Origin of the sequence: Pantoea sp. B65, assembly GCF_047308185.1 — a bacterium.
In the GTDB taxonomy this organism is placed as follows: Bacteria; Pseudomonadota; Gammaproteobacteria; order Enterobacterales; family Enterobacteriaceae; genus Erwinia.
Window position 1 is genome coordinate 153,239 of sequence record NZ_JAHXPU010000041.1, and the last position, 16,949, is coordinate 170,187.

Genomic DNA, 16,949 nt, shown 5'->3' on the forward strand with positions numbered 1-16,949 from the left:
TAATGTAAGAATTTGATACATTCGTTGCGTGATAAGCCGTTCGCGCATCTTCTGGAGTAACAATGAAACTGCGTCTGGTGCTGTCAGGTTTAATTGCCCTGCTGGTTGCTGCATCCTGTCATGCGACCACGCTTAAGCTGGCACCTGAAATCGACCTGCTGGTGCTGGATGGACGTAAAATCTCCGGTTCACTGCTGAAAGGGGCTGAGGGGCTTGAGCTGGAACGTGGCGAACATCAATTTTTGTTCCGCGTCGAAACAACCACCTCTCATCATCACCTGTACCTCTCCGTACCGTTGATTGCCACTTTTAATGCGCAGGCAAAATCCGTCACTATCCACCTGCCTGAGTTACAAACACGCAGCGAGAGAAAAAGTTTCGATGCCTCACCTGATTTTAAGCTGATTGATGAACAGGGTAATGAAATTGCCAGCAAACGCGATCGCCTGATTACCAGTCATAATGACGATCTGGAAAAAGCGATGATCGCCTATAACCGTAACGGCCAGGTGGCCTCGGTACCGCGGTTTGCTCAACCGCAGGCCACCACCAGCATTAACCAGTCAACGCCTGCCGATCTGGCACTCAGTGACACCGCTGCGGAACGCCTGCTCAATCTGTGGTTTCACCAGGTCGATTCGGCCACCCGTCAACGTCTGGTTTTGTGGATGAAGGCACTGCGCGCAAGTTGATGTTTTACCGTCAGCAGCGGTAAACTCAGTGCAGTTTGTTTACTATGGCATAAGCCCTTATTTTCATTACTCTACGCAAAATCAGGATGTATTAATGGAGCAAACCAGCCGTACCATCCCCGAGTCAAAACATATTGCGTTAGTCGCGCACGATCACTGTAAATCGTCGCTGCTACAGTGGGTGAATACCCATAAAACCATACTGGGTAACCATAAGCTTTCTGCTACCGGTACCACCGGCAATTTAATTCAGCGTGAGACCGGGCTGGAAGTCCAGGCGATGCTGAGCGGTCCAATGGGCGGGGATCAGCAGGTGGGTGCGCTGATTGCGGAAGGTAAAATTGACCTGTTGATTTTCTTCTGGGATCCGCTGAATGCGGTGCCGCACGATCCTGATGTGAAAGCGCTGCTACGACTGGCCACCGTCTGGAATATTCCGGTGGCAACCAATCGTTCTACCGCCGATTTTCTTATCCACTCGCCGCTGTTCTCACAGCCGGTTGAAATCCAGATCCCGGATTATCAACGTTATCTGCAAGAACGTCTGCAGTAATGTCGTCAGGCCAGCGTCACGCTGGCCTGTGATCGTTTAAGGTTTACCTAATACCGGCACCCCCAACCGCTTAAACTGCTCCACAAACACCGATGGCTGTTGACGGTCATACAGCATCCATACCTGTTGTTTCGCGCGGGTGATCGCCACATACGCCAGGCGTCGCTCTTCAGCATCGGGGAAATCCTCCGGCTGCGGCAACAACCCCTGCTCCATCACCGACTCGCGGGCCGCAGCCGGAAAACCATCTTTCCCCTGCTGTAGCCCAAGAATAATCACAAACTCCGCCTGCTGTCCTTTGCTGGCATGAATCGTCATAAAGTCGATTTTCAGCTTAGGCCAGCGGGTTTTGGCTTTTTCGAGCATTTCAGGACGCAGATGGTGATAACGCGCCAGCAACAGCACCCGCTCCTCGGGTGTGGCATAACCACTGATTTTATTCAGCAACGCCTCCAGTTGCTCTTCCGCCAGTAATGCAATGGATTTTTTATTCCCCTTCGTCAGGCTGTTCAGCGGTTTTGCCAGCTGATGCGGGTTCTGCTGCACAAACTGATTGGCGATTTCGCCAATCCGATCATTAAAGCGATAGGTGGTATCCAGCACACAGCTGTCGCCTTCACCAAAGTGGTGATGGAAGGCAGTAGTCAGTGTCATTTCAGCGCCGCTGAAGCGATAAATCGCCTGCCAGTCATCTCCCACCGCAAACAGCGTGGTTTGCTTATTCTGCCGGCGTAACGCCGTCAGCAACATCGCGCGCTGTGGTGAAATATCCTGAAATTCATCGACCAGAATATGTTTCCACGGGCTAATAAAACGCCCTTTGTCGAGGATATTGACCGCCTGATGGATGAGGCCGGAAAAATCCACTGCCCCTTCCTCTTTCAGCGCGCTTTTCCATGCTTTCAGTAGCGGAGCCATCAGCTTCACGCGCTTACTGAACAGCTCACGCACCTCTTCAGGCGCCGACTCGATCATCGCCGCCTGGGCCCCACCGTGCATCCGCATTAACCCCAGCCAGCGTTCAAGACGACTGGCAAGCCGTTTTGCCAGCCGGTCGTTTTTCCAGAAGTCACCCTCTTCCAGCTCCCACTCCAGCTCATCATTCAGCCACTGCCGCCAGCCATTGGCATGCGCTTTTTTCTCACTGCACTGCTGTCGCCAGGTGGCGATCAGTAACTTTTCACGGTGACGACTGTCGGTTTCCAGCTTACTGATGGCCGGTGATTTATTACTGCCTTGCTGAATAATATGCAGGGCCAGCGAATGGAAGGTGCGCGCCTGAATACCGTCACTCTGCAACCGCGTTTTGATGCGGTGGTTCATCTCCTCTGCCGCCTGGCGTCCAAAGGCCAACAGTAATATCTGCTGTGGCGTCGCCTGTTTACGCATCAGTAACCAGCCAGCACGCGCCACCAGTACCGAGGTTTTTCCGCTCCCCGCGCCAGCCAACACCAGCAATGCATCTTCACCGTTAACCACCGCACGCGCCTGCGAAGAATTCAGCGGCGAACTCTCCACGCTGTTAAAGAAATCAGCATATTGTGTCAGCATCCGGCTGGCCCATTCAGCGTTGCGCTGCATCAGCTGTTTCTCGCCACTCTGTAACCACTGCAGGCAGAACTGATAACGCTCACGGCAGTTATCGAACTCATTCAGACGGTCAACCGGCAATGGCAACGCCGCAAAAGCTTTATTGATGGTAGCCGCCAGCTCATTTAGCTCACTGCGCTTCAGCCAGCGGTCCTGCTGTTCAAAGCGTTGCAGTGTATCGACCACCTCCTGCAATACCTGAGCGCTAACCTCGCTCATTTCGGCGCTCCAGCTCTGCCAGGCTTTGTTCAGATAGTGCCAGAAACGCTGAGTTTCCTGCCATTCGGTGCCGTGCAGACGCACCACTTTGTCATCTGGCAGACTAAACTCCAGCTCACCCCATACCATGCCGCGCTTGCAGTGAATAGCCAGCAACTGATTGAAAGGGATAAGATACTCATGTTTTTCACCGCTGACTTCCACGCCTGCTGTCAGCAGCCGCACCCGGTTGTAAGGATGTTGCGCCAGGTGTTTGCCCAGCGACGTTGATTTAAGTTCCATGCACATTGACCATGTCGCGGTTTTATTGTTCGTTGATCAGTTTAACTGGCAGGAGTTTACCGCTCCACCGTTAAAACACGTTACAATCAACGAATTGTCTGATTGCTGATGCAGCGCACTGATTAAGGGAACAGCTTTTATGCGTACCGTCCTCAATATTCTTAATTTTGTTCTTGGTGGTTTCTTTACCACGCTGGCCTGGTTGCTGGCGACGCTGGTTAGCATCATATTGATTTTTACCCTGCCATTGACCCGCTCCTGCTGGGAAATTACCAAACTGTCGCTGCTGCCATACGGCAATGAGGCGGTGCATGTGGACGAACTGAACCCCGCGAATAAAAGTGTACTGCTAAACTCCGGCGGCACCCTGCTCAATATCCTGTGGTTTATCTTTTTCGGCTGGTGGCTGTGTATTTCCCATATTATGGTCGGTATTGCGCAGTGCATCACTATCATTGGCATCCCGGTGGGCATCGCTAATTTTAAAATTGCCGCCATCGCACTGTGGCCGGTAGGACGCCGTGTGGTATCGGTTGAAGTGGCAAAAGCCGCGCGCGAAGCCAATGCGCGTAGCCGCTTTAACTAACCTGCGGACAACTGACTATGTTTGCCATTAAGCCTGGCCTGCGTCGCTATGCCTTTAACAGCGCCTGGCTGTATAACCTGCGCATTCTGCTGGCGCTCTCCGGCGCAGCGGCACTCCCGTGGTGGCTGCATCAGATTATCTGGACCATTCCGCTAACGCTTGGCGTAGTGGCGGCGGCGCTGACCGATCTTGATGACCGTCTTAGTGGTCGCCTGCGTAATCTGCTGATCACCCTGGTATGCTTCTGTATCGCCTCGGTGTCAATCGAGCTGCTGTTTCCTTATCCGTGGCTGTTTATTGGCGGGCTGGCACTCTCAACCTGCGGCTTTATTCTGCTGGGGGCGTTAGGTCAACGCTATGCCACCATCGCTTTTGGTGCGCTGCTGATCGCCATTTACACCATGCTGGGGATTGGTCTGTTTCCGCAATGGTATCTGCAACCGCTGTTGTTACTGGCCGGGGCGATTTGGTACAACCTGCTAACCCTCAGTGGCCACCTGCTGTTTCCTGTCCGGCCGCTGCAGGAGAACCTGGCGCGCAGTTTCGACCAGCTGGCAAACTATCTCGAAGCCAAAGCGAATCTGTTTGATCCCGATATCGGTGAGAATGATGACAGCCCGTTAATCGATGTGGCAATGGCAAATAGCCAGCTGGTCGCGGTACTGAACCAGACCAAAAGCTCGATTCAGACACGTTTACGCGGCGATCGCGGCCAGCGCAGTACCCGTCGCACTTTACACTACTACTTTGTCGCGCAGGATATTCATGAGCGCGCCAGTTCGTCGCACGTGCAGTATCATCAGTTACGTAAAGAATATTGCTACAGCGAGATCCTGTTTCGCTTTCAGCGTCTGCTGAATATGCAGGCCAAAGCATGCCAGCAGCTGGCAAATTCAATTCTGATGCGTGAGACCTATCAGCATAATACCCGCTTCGAGAGCGCTTTTGTCCATCTGCAAGCCGCCCTGACGCGTCTGCAGGAGGCCCAGCCGCAATCGGACAAGATCAAGGCGATGTACTATTTGCTGAGTAATCTGAAAGCCATTGATGCCCAGCTGGCCACCATTGAATCTGAACAGGCTATCGCCCAGGCGCATGCTAATCACGATAATAGCTTATCCAGTGAAGGTCTGACCGGCTGGAGCGATATCCGCTTACGTATCAGCCGTCACCTTACCCCGGAGTCTGCCCTGTTCCGCCATGCCGTCAGGATGTCGCTGGTGCTGTGTGTCGGTTATGCTTTTATTCAGCTAACCGGTCTGCAGCATGGTTACTGGATCCTGTTAACCAGTTTGTTTGTCTGCCAGCCGAACTATAATGCTACGCGCCGGCGTCTGGCCCTGCGTATCTTAGGCACCCTGGCGGGGATCGCCGTCGGATTACCGGTGTTGTGGCTGGTTCCTTCCACCGACGGGCAGCTGATTCTGATCGTTCTCACCGGGGTGCTGTTCTTCGCTTTTCGTAATGTGCGCTATGCCCATGCCACACTGTTTATCACCTTACTGGTGCTGCTCTGCTTTAATTTGCTTGGCGAGGGATTTGAAGTGGCGGTGCCACGGATTATCGACACACTGTTGGGCTGTGGCATCGCCTGGCTTGCGGTGAGTTATATCTGGCCGGACTGGAAATTCCGTCGTTTACCGGCGGTGACAGAGCGTACGCTGAATGCCGACTGCCGTTATCTCGATGCTATTCTGGTGCAGTATCATCAGGGTAAAGATAACCGTCTTGATTATCGTATTGCGCGGCGTGATGCGCATAACAGTGACGCAGAACTGGCATCGGTGGTCTCCAATATGGCGACCGAGTCGCACCGTAACCCGGCGTTACTTGAATCAGCATTTCGTCTGCTTTACCTCAACCACTCCTTTCTGAGCTATATTTCTGCGCTGGGTGCCCACCGCGAACAACTTACCAGCCCGGAAATGCTGCAATTGCTGGATGACGCGGTGTGCTATGCCGATGACGTGTTGCAGGTGGAGAGCGTCAGCGAGCAGCAGGCTAAACAGATGCTGGATAAGCTTACCGCGCGCATGGCAACCATTGAGCCGGCAGCTGAAACCAAAGAGCCACTGGTTTTACAACAAGTGGGACTACTGGTGGCTCTTTTGCCTGAGCTCGCCGCGCTGAAAAAGCAAATTTCCCATGCGCCCTGAGTCGTTTTTATTCGTAACACGACTTCACGGCGTGATTGAACCAGTCGCGCAACTCCTGCTGCACGGCATCGGGCAACGCCGCCTGATGCCGTCCGGTGATCGCGCCTTCGAGGGCAAACAGCGTATTGATGCCGAGGTTTTTATGCTGCGCTTTCAATTTTAGCCAGCTGCGCTTCGCGCCTTCGGCGCGTAATGACTGTACAGAACAGATGCCAACCTGACGCAACATCATTTCCAGCCGCACCCCCATATTCGGCAGATCCTTTACCCGCAGGTTTTCCATTTTTTCCTGCGATTGTTGCTGCGCGCATTGCAGGGCGGAACGTGATAACGCCAGCAACGTTTCTGGCTGCGCCCAAAGAGCCTCATCGACACGAAAGTAATTAAGTGACACTGGCATGCCGCGCTTATGGAAGATCAGACGCGGCATGCGCCCTGCGCCGACATAGGGCTGAATCTGTTCGCAGGCGCGCAGATACAACTCCCCTTCCGCCACCACCGCAAAGACAATTTTCTCTACGGCGAGGCTATAACCGCCAAACTGTGTGCGCGCATCAATTTTCCCCAAGGGTGCCAGACAGAGCTTTGACTGCGCGATCCTTTGTTTAGAATTATTCATGCAAATCTCCTTCAGCATGATTGTCAGAGGCCAAAAAAACGTGTTTTTACATGATATTAGAAAATATTCAATTCAGGTTACAGGTTCAATCAATAAATGCTATTACACCCGTTTTTCATTTTAATCTGCGAGATGTTTTCAGAAATTGAGGTTGATCTTTATCCACAACGCAGTTACTGTATATCCATACAGTAACACTGCGAGCGAACAAACATGCGTACTCATTTACTGAAAACTCAATCTGCTAATGCTGTGATTCATCCTTCCCGGCACGCCACTTTGGCAACCACCGCCTCCGGCGGCTGGATTAGTGAGCTGATCTACAGTGAAGATCAACCGGGCATGACACAAATGCTCTTGTTGCCCCTGCTTCAGCAGTTGGGAACGCAGTCTCGCTGGCAACTCTGGTTAACTCCGCCGCAAAAATTGAGCCGTCGCTGGCTGCAGCAATCAGGCTTGCCGTTGGATAAGGTAATGCAAATCCCCCAGGCGACAGAGATCAGTACCGTTAATGCGATGATCAAAGCATTGCAGACGGGAAATTACAGTGTGGTTTTAGGGTGGTTGCCAGAAGAAATTGATTGTGAAGACCGTCGTCGCCTGGACGAAGCTGCAGCAATGGGCCAGGCGTTGGGATTGATTATGCGACCGCAATATCGCGTTTCCTCTTCCGCCAGACCAGAAACTGGGTTAAAAATTCACTCTACTTTGTATCATTAAGTAAAAATGAGATTTTTCTCAGGATTCTCACTAACCCTGAGTCCGATAAGACACTGATTCTACTCTGGCGCGGCTGGACAATGGTTTAGCCGCGTCACCCACGATATTTTATCGCACAGAATCCCCCTTTAAATGTTAAAAAATGTGTAGGAAACGCTGTTTTTTTGCGGGGCCACATCACATCCTACTTGTAAGTTTGCTGTTACGTTGTAGACTTTATCTCGCCAGGGTGCTCAATAACCTCCGTTTTTCGGTAGAGTAATAATCGAGCTTGATAACCCGGCGAAGGATTTAACCAAGGGCTTAATTTAAAGCTCATTGCCTATTTGGATGATAACGAGGCGCAAAAATGAAAAAGACAGCTATCGCAATTGCAGTGGCACTGGCTGGCTTCGCTACCGTAGCGCAGGCCGCTCCGAAAGATGACACCTGGTATACCGGTGCTAAACTGGGCTGGTCTCAGTACCATGACAAAGGTTACTACGGTAACGGTTATGCAGATAACGACGGCCCAACCCACGAAAGTCAGCTTGGCGCTGGCGCATTCGGGGGCTATCAGGCTAACCCTTACCTCGGTTTCGAGATGGGTTATGACTGGCTTGGTCGTATGCCTAATAAAGGCAACAATGTTAATGGCGCTTTCAAAGCTCAGGGCGTTCAGCTGACAGCTAAATTAAGCTATCCTGTAGCGGACGACCTGGATGTATACACCCGTCTGGGTGGTATGGCATGGCGTGCTGATTCAACTCAGAACAACAATGGTGTTCGCATTAGCGATCACGACACTGGCGTTTCTCCGCTGGCTGCTGTTGGTGTTGAATATGCACTCACTCAAAACTGGGCAACTCGCCTGGACTATCAGTGGGTTAACAACATCGGTGACGCAAGTACTGTTGGCGCGCGTCCAGACAACGCCATGCTGAGCGTGGGTGTGTCTTACCGTTTCGGTCAGGACGAAGTTGCGGCTGCACCAGCTCCGGCTCCAGCCCCGGCACCGGCTCCAGTTGTTGAAACCAAACGTTTTACTCTGAAGTCTGACGTTCTGTTCAACTTCAACAAAGCAACGCTGAAACCAGAAGGCCAGCAGGCTCTGAACCAGCTGTACACTCAGCTGAGCGCAATGGATCCTAAAGATGGCTCTGTTGTGGTTCTGGGTTATACCGACCGTATCGGTTCTGAGCAGTACAACCAGAAACTGTCTGAGCAGCGCGCTCAGTCTGTAGTGGATTACCTGATTTCTAAAGGTATCCCTGCGAACAAAATCTCTGCACGTGGCCAGGGTAAATCTAACCCTGTTACTGGCAGCACCTGTGACAGCGTGAAAGGCCGTAATGCCCAGATCGACTGCCTGGCGCCAGATCGTCGCGTAGAAATTGAAGTTAAAGGTATCAAAGACGTTGTAACTCAGCCACAGGCTTAAGTTTACCGCGTAAAAAAACCCCGCCATGGCGGGGTTTTTTATTGCCTGAAAGAGTGCAGATGGCGCAGTTACTCTTCGGGTTTGCCCAGAATATCCTGCAGTCCCTGCTTTAGTGAAGACATCTGGCTGGCGTACTTCTCTTTACGCTCGGCATCTTCTATTAGCTGCACAATAGTTTCTGACAGCGTGCAATGACGACGCTGCGCGAGGCCAGCAAGGCGCTGCCAGACCAGATACTCCAGATCGATCGATTTCTTGCGGGTGTGTTGATGCTCGGCATTAAAGTGGCGTTTACGGCGGGCGCGGATCGTCTGCTTCATACGATTTTCCAGCGCCGGATTGATATGTTCATCAATCCACTTCAGTACTTCCACCGGGCGGTTCTCCATAGCCAGTAACGCGTCCACCGCTTCCTGCGCCGCGCTGATTTCGATATAGCGCGTGATCAACTCCCCCTCCCGGTGCTTCTTCACCAGGTAGGTCCATTTCCATCCGCTTTCAAGGTTTTCGAGTTGCTGATATTTCATCGGGATCTCATCGTTACCACGTAACGAGCTAAGAATAACAGCTTTTTTCTGGCTTGCGGCAGAGAAAACCAGATGATTGGCGCTGATAAGATTCTGACCAGGGGCAAAATGCATCTCTACGGTGCTTAACCGGCTGAAATCTTGTATAATCGCGCTTTTCCTCAATTCAGATAAATTCGATAACTTTGACCAGTAACCGATTAGAATGGCGCGCCCTACAGCCCGATACAGACAGCTTACAGCCCCTTTTCTCCCAGTCATTTGATGACGATACTGACAGTCTGGCTGCAGTACAACCTCGTCTAATCAATGCGTTAGGATTACTGCAGCAATCTTCGGCAGCCTTCCCTTTGATGCTGGTGAAATGTGCGGAAAACCCTGACTACCTGCCGTTACTGACCAGCGCCCTGCAGAGCCTCAGTGTCGAAAGCGAGGGCGTGTTTGGCGGCCAGTATACTGTCAGCGGGCAAACGGTCAGCTGGCAGCCGGCCAGCAGCGCCGATGAGCAATTTGCAACTGTCGGTGAGATTCACTTTGCCGACTGGATTGAACCGGAACAACTTTTTGGCTGCGTTCGCCTGAATCAACACCACATTCAGCTGGAACCGGGTCTGCTGCACCGCATTAATGGCGGCACCCTGGTGCTGTCGCTGCGTGGTCTGCTGGCTCAGCCACTAATGTGGCTGCGTCTGAAGCAAATTATCACGCGCCAGCGCTTTGACTGGCTCTCACCGGATGAGACACGTCCGCTGCCGGTATCTATCCCGTCAATGCCGATGTCATTTCGCCTGGTGCTTAGTGGCGAGCGCGATGCTCTGGCTGATTTCCAGGAGATGGAGCCCGAGCTGGCCTCGCTGTGCATTTATAGCGAGTTTGAAGAAAATCTGCAGATTGCTGAGGAAGAGGATATCAGCCTGTGGTGCCGCTGGACCAGCCAGCTTGCCGCCGAATTAGGGTTACCCCCGATCAATGCTGATTTCTGGCCAGTGCTAATGCGTGAGAGTGTGCGCTATACCGGCGATCAGGAAACCCTGCCACTCTGCCCGGCATGGCTTGGCCGTCAGCTGCGCGAGGCCGCGCTGTATGATGATGAGCAACAGCAGATTAGTGGTGAAAGTCTGACGGCGGCACTGGAAGCTCGTGAATGGCGCGAAGGTTACCTTTCCGAACGTATTCGCGATGAGATCCTGCTCGATCAGATTTTGATCGAGACCGAAGGCGAAGCCATCGGTCAGATTAACGGCCTGTCAGTCATTGAGTTTCCGGGTCATCCGCGCGCGTTTGGCGAGCCTTCACGCATCAGCTGCGTAGTACATCCCGGTGACGGAGAATTTACCGACGTTGAACGCAAAGCAGAGTTAGGCGGCAACATTCATGCCAAAGGTATGATGATTATGCAGGCCTACCTGATTGCTGAGCTGCAACTTGATCAGCAACTGCCCTTCTCCGCGTCGCTGGTATTTGAGCAGTCGTATTCGGAAGTCGATGGCGACAGCGCATCGCTGGCTGAGCTGTGTGCATTAGTCAGCGCGCTGGCCAGTGAGCCGATTAACCAGCAAATTGCCGTTACCGGCTCGGTCGATCAGTTTGGTAATGTGCAACCGGTTGGCGGACTGAACGAAAAGATTGAAGGATTTTTTGAAATTTGCCGCCAGCGCAATCTGAGCGGTAAGCAGGGCGTGATCATTCCAGCCAGTAATGTACGCCACCTGTGTTTGCAGCAGGATGTGGTGAATGCAGTACGTGATGACCAGTTTCATATCTGGGCAGTCAATAGCGCGGATGAAGCATTGCCACTGCTGACCGGTGTAGAGTGGGACCTGGAAAATGGCCCATGTCTGCTACGATCTATACAGGAACGTATTGCACAGATCCACCTGCAGGACGCGCGCCAGCGTCCATGGCCGTTGCGTTGGCTTAACTGGTTTAACCACAGCTGATCGGAGTTGTTCAGCTTACACCTGTTAGCTAACCTTCGTGATTCACTAAAATAAGGCTTATTAAAAACATGGTAGATAAACGCGAATCCTATAATAAAGAAGACCTGATTGCTTCTGGTCGCGGAGAACTGTTTGGCGCTGGTGGCCCACCATTGCCAGCCGGTAATATGTTGATGATGGACCGCGTCGTTAAAATGACAGAAGACGGCGGTAACTACGGTAAAGGCTTCGTTGAAGCGGAACTGGATATCAATCCGGACCTGTGGTTCTTCGGCTGTCATTTTATCGGTGATCCGGTTATGCCTGGCTGCTTAGGCCTCGATGCTATGTGGCAGCTGGTAGGGTTTTACCTTGGCTGGCTGGGTGCGGAAGGCAAAGGCCGCGCACTGGGCGTCGGCGAAGTGAAATTCACCGGTCAGGTTCTGCCGACCGCGAAGAAAGTGACCTATCGCATTCACTTTAAGCGCGTGATCAACCGCAAACTGGTGATGGGTGTAGCTGATGGTGAAGTGTTGGTAGATGGTCATGTTATTTATAACGCTACCGACCTGAAAGTCGGCCTGTTTAAAGATACCACCGCTTTCTAAATTTAGCCTGCCAGGCCCTGATAACACATGCTATCAGGGCCTTTCCGCTTACCGCGTTTCTCGTACCATCGCTTGCCACCCCCCGGTTACACTCCTTCCTTTCTCCCTTTTCACGTCCTGAACCTCATCACCTTATACTGTTAATAATATGATTTAATTGAATAATTAACCCTTTGTAAAAAAAAGATCATTTTATTGCGCGCTGTTCAGGTATGGATAAGATAGGCGTCAACAAGTCGCATACTCTGGCAGTTGCAGCGATGCGTTTTCTGTACGCCCTGTTTATCAGTGGATAGATACCCATGACAAGAAAGGAAGCAGCGAGTAAAATATGAGCAGAAATCAGACTAAATCGACAGTAGCTGACTGGAAGGCTCCCAGACATAGCGGGGGTAGCGGAGATGATGGTATGGAGTCCAGAGTTGCAAGGCTTGAGTCAGATGTCCGACATATCGATATCACCCTCACTGATATGAAGCAGGATATCCGTGAGCTTCGTTCGGATGTGAAGACAGTAGAAGAAAAGCTGGATAGCAAGTTTGAATCAGTCAATGCCAGATTTGACGCAACGGACGCAAAGTTCAGTACCCGATTTGATGCAATGGACACAAGGTTCAGTACCCGATTTGATGCAATGGACACAAGGTTCAGTACCCGATTTGATGCAATGGACGCAAAGTTCAGTACCCGATTTGATGCAATGGACGCAAAGTTCAGTAGCCAAATTGATGCAATGGACGCAAAGTTCAATGACAAAATTGATGCACTGGACGCAAAGGTCAGTAGCCAAATTGATGCACTGGACGCAAAGGTCAGTAGCCAAATTGATGCACTGGACGCAAAGGTCAGTACCCGATTTGATATAATGGACACCAGGTTCAGTACCCGATTTGATGCAATGGACACCAGGTTCAGCGCTCAGTTTGAGGCTATCAATACGCGGTTTGAATCATTCCAGAAGTGGTTATTGGGCATTCTGCTGACTTCGTTAATCATCCCGGTACTGGTAGCGCTAATGACGCCGATTATCACAAAATCATTATAATTGTCGGCTGGCATTTTCCGAACGCCAGAAACGAAAACCTCCGCACTCAGCGGAGGTTAACTTCCCTTAAATAAACAGTCAGTTACACGGTAACCGCTCTGTCCTCCATGGCTTGTCGCCAACCTCCCAACCAGTGAGATCGTTGATCAATCAACTGATAGGGACACATCTCTTTTGAGCGTCCGGTGATTCCCGCTTGATAACCCCGTGAGTGCGCCCGTTCCAGGCGGTCACGTTTCTGTCTCTTCATCATGCCTCGTTTCCCTCATTCAGGTCTGCTGGAATTTGGTATCAAAGAAAACAGTGGTCACAGAATGTGCAGCCACATTTAAGTTCTACATTCTAAAATTAGAAAGATCAATGCGCAAAATTCACGCCAATGTCATAAATTTGGCTTAAAATTATCAGTCAGGTCAGAGAATCGCGGCAGAAAAACACTTTCTAACCACTTGAATTTGAAAATAAAAAGCCCCTGATTCTCAAAAATGGTCTCCCACTGACAATCAAGGACTTAGCGCTAAAGAAAAATTATTTCTGTTTTAAGCGGGATATCTCATTAGCAATTTGCTGCGCTTCCTGCTGCCATCCTTTAGCCAGCGTTCTTACTAACGCATCGTAACCATCTTCATTTTGCGCCAGTGCAAGCTGGAATGGCCGTTTAATCAGCTGGTTGTTATGCTGCAAAAGCCACTCGCCGCTCACGATAACCTTGCCGTCATAGCGACCATGAAAACCGCTGATGTTAACATTGAGCGTATCGTGCTGTTCCCCCACCGGCGAAGCCGAAACAATCCACTGCGGCAGCGCGGCGCTAAGATTACTGACCAGCGTCTGCTGTAACTGCTGGTCCAGCGGACTGGCCCACAGATTATTAGCCGCGATAACATACTGCACATCACTGGTCTGATAAACCACACCATTACCGGCGAGATAATCCGGCACCGAAACATGCTCGACCCACAGCAGCGGCGGAGAGCTGGCGCTGCCAGCGCTGTCAGACTGGCCGGCGGACGCCGCCGGCAGTTGATAGTAAGTGGTCTCTGGCGTGCTGCTACAGGCGCTCAACGCCAGCGCCATGGCCAGCGGAATCCATTTCATCATTGTTTCGCCCTCTTCGGCTGTGGGTCCTGACCGGGTTTCGCTTCAAACACCAGCGCATTGCTCTTACCGTTTAGCGTTTTCAATACCGGCTGCAGTTCACGCAGTACCTGATCCAGACGCTGCATATCACCGACCATTTTATTGTAAGCCGGGGAGCCAGGCTGGAAGCCCTTCATGCTGCGATTCAGTTCACGTAAGGTCTGCTGCATATCCTGCGGCAGATCCTTCATCGACTGGCTGGAAGTGATCTGATTAAGGTTATCAAGGGTCTTCTGCAATTCACGTAATGTGCGCTGACTTTCTGCCAGAGTATTGGTTGCCTCATTGATCATCGGGTTCAACGGCAACGCGTTAACCTTATCCAGTACCGCCATCAGTTTCTGCTGAATCTGGTTCAGGCCACCACTGGTGGTCGGGATAATCTCATAACCGCCAGCCGTAGCCGGACCGGCATAGGGTTTCAACCCCTCATAGAAATCGAGATCGATATACAGTGAACCGGTCAACAGGTTAGCGGACTTCAGTGAGGCGCGCAGGCCGCGTTTCTTACCTTCCTGCAGATGCTGCTCAAGACTGAAACCCTTACCCAGACGGTCAAGGAAACGCTCAGGTTCAATACGGATCAGCACCGGTATACGGTAATCGGTATTCAACTCCTGATTGGTACCCGGCACCAGGAACGGCACTTGCGCCACGGTTCCGAGACGAATACCGCGGAACTCGACCGGGGCTCCCGGCTGCAGACCACGAATTGAGTCGCTAAAGAACATGACAAAATCGGTATGCTCGGTATAGAGCGAATCCTGAATACTGCGCTGATCGTCGAACAACTGATATTCCGCATTATTTTCCGCCGGCATACCCAGTTCGCGCCCATCCGGCACATCAAAGCTAACGCCGCCGCTGAACAAGGTGGTCAGCGAGCCCATTTCCACACGCATCCCTGATGCTGACATATCCACCGCAATACCACTGTCTTTCCAGAAACGCACATTACTGGTAATCAGACGATCGTAGGGGGCGCTAACAAACAGTTGATAGCGCATGACGCGTTTATCAGCATCGAAATTACTGGTCTCCACGGAACCCACGCGGTAGCCACGGAACAGCACCGGATCGCCTGCGTTCAGCTGACCAGCCTTCATACTGTCGAGGTTAATACGGATCCCTTTTGCATCAGGTGACGCCAGCGGGGGCGCATCCAGCAGATCATAGCGGTCCGGTTTATCCCCTTTGCTACCCGGCTGAAGTTCGATATAGGCGCCAGAGAGTAGTGTTCCCAGTCCTGACACCCCTTCACGGCCAATCTGTGGTTTCACGACCCAAAAGACGCTATCCGCATGCAACAGTTTTTCCATACCGGAATTCATGCGCGCCTTGATTTCAACATGGTGCAGGTCATCACTCAGTACCGCACTTTCAACGATGCCCACATTCACGCTACGGCTTTTGATGGTGGTTTTACCCCCTTCAATCCCTTCGGCATTGGTGGTAATCAGAGTGACTTCCGGCCCCTGATGGCTGAAGTGATAAAACAGGATCCATGCCCCAATCAGAATGGTAACGATCGGAATGATCCAGACGGGCGACCAGCGTTTGATCTGCTCGACTTTGGCGACGCCGTGATTATTTTCCGTCAACGCTCGGCTCCTTAAGACTTTTTTCGCGTACTCGATCCCAGGTTAAGCGCGGATCAAAGGTCATTGCGGCGAACATGGTCAGAATGACCACCATCGCAAACAATAGCGCTCCCTGTGCGGGATAAATACTCATTAACCGCCCCATGCGCACCAGCGCAGAGAGCACGGCAATAACAAATACGTCAATCATCGACCAACGTCCGACAAATTCAACCACTTCATAAATCAGATGCATCTTTTCGCCATCATGACGGCCATACCCTTGCGCATCCCAGCACAACCAGCCGATGGCAATCATCTTCAGTGTCGGCACCATAATACTGGCAATAAAGATCACCAGCGCCACCGGATAAGAACCATCACTCCATAGCAGGATCACCCCGGCCATAATCGTAGAGTTAATCTGGTTACCAAGCGCTTCGGTCACCATAATCGGCATCAGGTTGGCGGGAATATAGAGCACCAGCGAGGTAATCAACAGCGCCAGCGTCCACTGCAGGCTATGTTTGCGCCGGGCATGACCAGCAGTACCGCAGCGTGAACAGTGGAGTTGATCGACAGGCAGGATAGCGGTGCAGCAACGGCAGGAGCGCACGCCCTGCCGCAGACCGCTAATCCCCGCCACCGGTTTCACCGGTAATGGCGGCATTGGCGTCACTCGTTGCCACAACCAGCGCCGATCGACACACTGAAAAGCACGCAGCTGTAGCATACAAAACAGACACCAGGGTACAAAACTGTTGCCGATACCGATATCGCCATAGGCCATCAGTTTTACAAAACTGACCAGTACGCCAGCAAGAAAGATCTCCGCCATGCCCCAGCTTTTCAGCTGAAACAGGATGCGCGCCATCCAGCGCCGTAATCCTGACGGCATACGCACCTGATTGACCAGCAGCAGAATCGCCACCATGCAGAACGCCGGGACGGCCTGCACCAACAGCAGAAATAGCGTTGCAAGACTGCTGTAGTTTTCGGAAACCATCACCTGTGGGATCTGCATCAGGGTGATTTGGCTGCTCAGGCCGGCGACCTGCATGTTAACAAAGGGAAAGAGATTGGCGAGCAGCAGCATAAAAAGCGCGGCAATCACATAGCCGGTTGGCCGCTTGCGCGGCTCAATCCAGTTTGAGACTAATGTGGTGTGACAGCGCGGACAGCTCGCCTTGCTGCCGGGATGGATTACCGGCAGCTGTGTCATCAGGTCACATTGAGGGCAAAGCATCCATTGATGCGTGTGGTCCGACGCGCACATACCCTTTTTCTCCCGTA

General features: G+C 52.0%; 16 protein-coding genes. 9 read left to right on the forward strand and 7 right to left on the reverse strand.

The genetic code is table 11. The annotated features are described in order from the left end of the window. Positions 1 to 62: 62 nt before the first annotated feature. Positions 63 to 692 (forward strand): DUF2057 family protein, encoded by a 630-nt coding sequence (locus JWF83_RS21075; RefSeq protein ID WP_413652396.1) that lies wholly within the window; start codon positions 63 to 65, stop codon positions 690 to 692. Positions 693 to 786: 94 nt separating this feature from the next. Continuing rightward, the gene (locus JWF83_RS21080; RefSeq protein ID WP_413652397.1) at positions 787 to 1,245 is read left to right on the forward strand and encodes a methylglyoxal synthase; all 459 of its coding nucleotides are present in this window, start codon (positions 787 to 789) and stop codon (positions 1,243 to 1,245) included. Positions 1,246 to 1,281: 36 nt separating this feature from the next. Here JWF83_RS21080 and helD read toward each other — a convergent pair whose 3' ends face one another. Next, positions 1,282 to 3,336, reverse strand: a complete 2,055-nt coding sequence (gene helD, locus JWF83_RS21085; RefSeq protein ID WP_413652398.1) for a DNA helicase IV — start codon at positions 3,334 to 3,336, stop codon at positions 1,282 to 1,284. Positions 3,337 to 3,475: 139 nt separating this feature from the next. Between helD and JWF83_RS21090 the strand changes: the two genes are divergently transcribed. Further along, the gene (locus JWF83_RS21090; RefSeq protein WP_413652399.1) at positions 3,476 to 3,922 is read left to right on the forward strand and encodes a YccF domain-containing protein; all 447 of its coding nucleotides are present in this window, start codon (positions 3,476 to 3,478) and stop codon (positions 3,920 to 3,922) included. Between the two features lie 17 nt (positions 3,923 to 3,939). Continuing rightward, a complete protein-coding gene (yccS, locus tag JWF83_RS21095; protein WP_413652401.1) occupies positions 3,940 to 6,078 on the forward strand; it encodes a YccS family putative transporter in 2,139 nt (712 codons plus the stop codon). A gap of 7 nt (positions 6,079 to 6,085) precedes the next feature. On the opposite strand, the gene JWF83_RS21100 is transcribed toward yccS, so the two are convergent. Then, positions 6,086 to 6,697, reverse strand: a complete 612-nt coding sequence (locus tag JWF83_RS21100) for a TfoX/Sxy family DNA transformation protein (protein ID WP_413652402.1) — start codon at positions 6,695 to 6,697, stop codon at positions 6,086 to 6,088. Positions 6,698 to 6,910: 213 nt separating this feature from the next. On the opposite strand from JWF83_RS21100, the gene sulA reads away from it, so the two are divergent. Both sulA and ompA read left to right on the forward strand, forming a co-directional pair. Continuing rightward, entirely contained in the window at positions 6,911 to 7,417 is a 507-nt protein-coding gene (gene sulA, locus JWF83_RS21105) for an SOS-induced cell division inhibitor SulA (RefSeq protein ID WP_413652404.1), read from the forward strand. Positions 7,418 to 7,766: 349 nt separating this feature from the next. Then, positions 7,767 to 8,837: a porin OmpA gene (gene ompA / locus JWF83_RS21110; protein ID WP_413652406.1), complete on the forward strand. Its 1,071-nt coding sequence runs from the start codon at positions 7,767 to 7,769 to the stop codon at positions 8,835 to 8,837. A gap of 68 nt (positions 8,838 to 8,905) precedes the next feature. Here the strand turns inward: ompA and matP are convergent, their stop codons facing one another. Next, complete coding sequence (gene matP / locus JWF83_RS21115) at positions 8,906 to 9,364, reverse strand: macrodomain Ter protein MatP (protein WP_413652487.1); 459 nt, start codon at positions 9,362 to 9,364, stop codon at positions 8,906 to 8,908. A 185-nt stretch (positions 9,365 to 9,549) separates the two neighbouring features. Here matP and JWF83_RS21120 point away from each other — a divergent pair, with 185 nt between their 5' ends. The 3 genes from JWF83_RS21120 (at position 9,550) to JWF83_RS21130 (ending at position 12,936) form a co-directional block, all read left to right on the forward strand. Continuing rightward, positions 9,550 to 11,304 carry an AAA family ATPase gene (locus JWF83_RS21120; protein ID WP_413652407.1) on the forward strand — a complete coding sequence of 585 codons (1,755 nt, stop codon included), beginning with the start codon at positions 9,550 to 9,552 and terminating at the stop codon, positions 11,302 to 11,304. Positions 11,305 to 11,372: 68 nt separating this feature from the next. After that, entirely contained in the window at positions 11,373 to 11,891 is a 519-nt protein-coding gene (gene fabA / locus JWF83_RS21125; RefSeq protein WP_413652408.1) for a bifunctional 3-hydroxydecanoyl-ACP dehydratase/trans-2-decenoyl-ACP isomerase, read from the forward strand. A 409-nt stretch (positions 11,892 to 12,300) separates the two neighbouring features. Next, positions 12,301 to 12,936, forward strand: a complete 636-nt coding sequence (locus tag JWF83_RS21130) for a hypothetical protein (protein WP_413652410.1) — start codon at positions 12,301 to 12,303, stop codon at positions 12,934 to 12,936. A gap of 82 nt (positions 12,937 to 13,018) precedes the next feature. On the opposite strand, the gene rmf is transcribed toward JWF83_RS21130, so the two are convergent. From rmf to pqiA, 4 genes are all read right to left on the reverse strand, one after another. After that, positions 13,019 to 13,186: a ribosome modulation factor gene (gene rmf, locus JWF83_RS21135; protein ID WP_413652489.1), complete on the reverse strand. Its 168-nt coding sequence runs from the start codon at positions 13,184 to 13,186 to the stop codon at positions 13,019 to 13,021. A gap of 278 nt (positions 13,187 to 13,464) precedes the next feature. Continuing rightward, positions 13,465 to 14,037: a membrane integrity-associated transporter subunit PqiC gene (gene pqiC, locus JWF83_RS21140; RefSeq protein WP_413652412.1), complete on the reverse strand. Its 573-nt coding sequence runs from the start codon at positions 14,035 to 14,037 to the stop codon at positions 13,465 to 13,467. After that, positions 14,034 to 15,677 (reverse strand): intermembrane transport protein PqiB, encoded by a 1,644-nt coding sequence (pqiB, locus tag JWF83_RS21145; protein ID WP_413652414.1) that lies wholly within the window; start codon positions 15,675 to 15,677, stop codon positions 14,034 to 14,036. Before pqiB ends, pqiC begins: the two co-directional genes overlap by 4 nt. Further along, positions 15,664 to 16,932, reverse strand: a complete 1,269-nt coding sequence (pqiA, locus tag JWF83_RS21150) for a membrane integrity-associated transporter subunit PqiA (RefSeq protein WP_413652416.1) — start codon at positions 16,930 to 16,932, stop codon at positions 15,664 to 15,666. The genes pqiB and pqiA overlap by 14 nt, the downstream gene beginning before the upstream one ends. Positions 16,933 to 16,949: the final 17 nt, after the last annotated feature.

Bases quoted from the DNA above. Each gene is read 5' to 3' on its own strand.
- JWF83_RS21075 (WP_413652396.1), top strand. From the start codon at position 63: ATGAAACTGCGTCTGGTGCTGTCAGGTTTAATTGCCCTGCTGGTTGCT.
- JWF83_RS21080 (WP_413652397.1), top strand. From the start codon at position 787: ATGGAGCAAACCAGCCGTACCATCCCCGAGTCAAAACATATTGCGTTA.
- helD (WP_413652398.1), bottom strand. From the start codon at position 3,336: ATGGAACTTAAATCAACGTCGCTGGGCAAACACCTGGCGCAACATCCT.
- JWF83_RS21090 (WP_413652399.1), top strand. From the start codon at position 3,476: ATGCGTACCGTCCTCAATATTCTTAATTTTGTTCTTGGTGGTTTCTTT.
- yccS (WP_413652401.1), top strand. From the start codon at position 3,940: ATGTTTGCCATTAAGCCTGGCCTGCGTCGCTATGCCTTTAACAGCGCC.
- JWF83_RS21100 (WP_413652402.1), bottom strand. From the start codon at position 6,697: ATGAATAATTCTAAACAAAGGATCGCGCAGTCAAAGCTCTGTCTGGCA.
- sulA (WP_413652404.1), top strand. From the start codon at position 6,911: ATGCGTACTCATTTACTGAAAACTCAATCTGCTAATGCTGTGATTCAT.
- ompA (WP_413652406.1), top strand. From the start codon at position 7,767: ATGAAAAAGACAGCTATCGCAATTGCAGTGGCACTGGCTGGCTTCGCT.
- matP (WP_413652487.1), bottom strand. From the start codon at position 9,364: ATGAAATATCAGCAACTCGAAAACCTTGAAAGCGGATGGAAATGGACC.
- fabA (WP_413652408.1), top strand. From the start codon at position 11,373: ATGGTAGATAAACGCGAATCCTATAATAAAGAAGACCTGATTGCTTCT.
- JWF83_RS21130 (WP_413652410.1), top strand. From the start codon at position 12,301: ATGGAGTCCAGAGTTGCAAGGCTTGAGTCAGATGTCCGACATATCGAT.
- rmf (WP_413652489.1), bottom strand. From the start codon at position 13,186: ATGAAGAGACAGAAACGTGACCGCCTGGAACGGGCGCACTCACGGGGT.
- pqiC (WP_413652412.1), bottom strand. From the start codon at position 14,037: ATGATGAAATGGATTCCGCTGGCCATGGCGCTGGCGTTGAGCGCCTGT.
- pqiA (WP_413652416.1), bottom strand. From the start codon at position 16,932: ATGTGCGCGTCGGACCACACGCATCAATGGATGCTTTGCCCTCAATGT.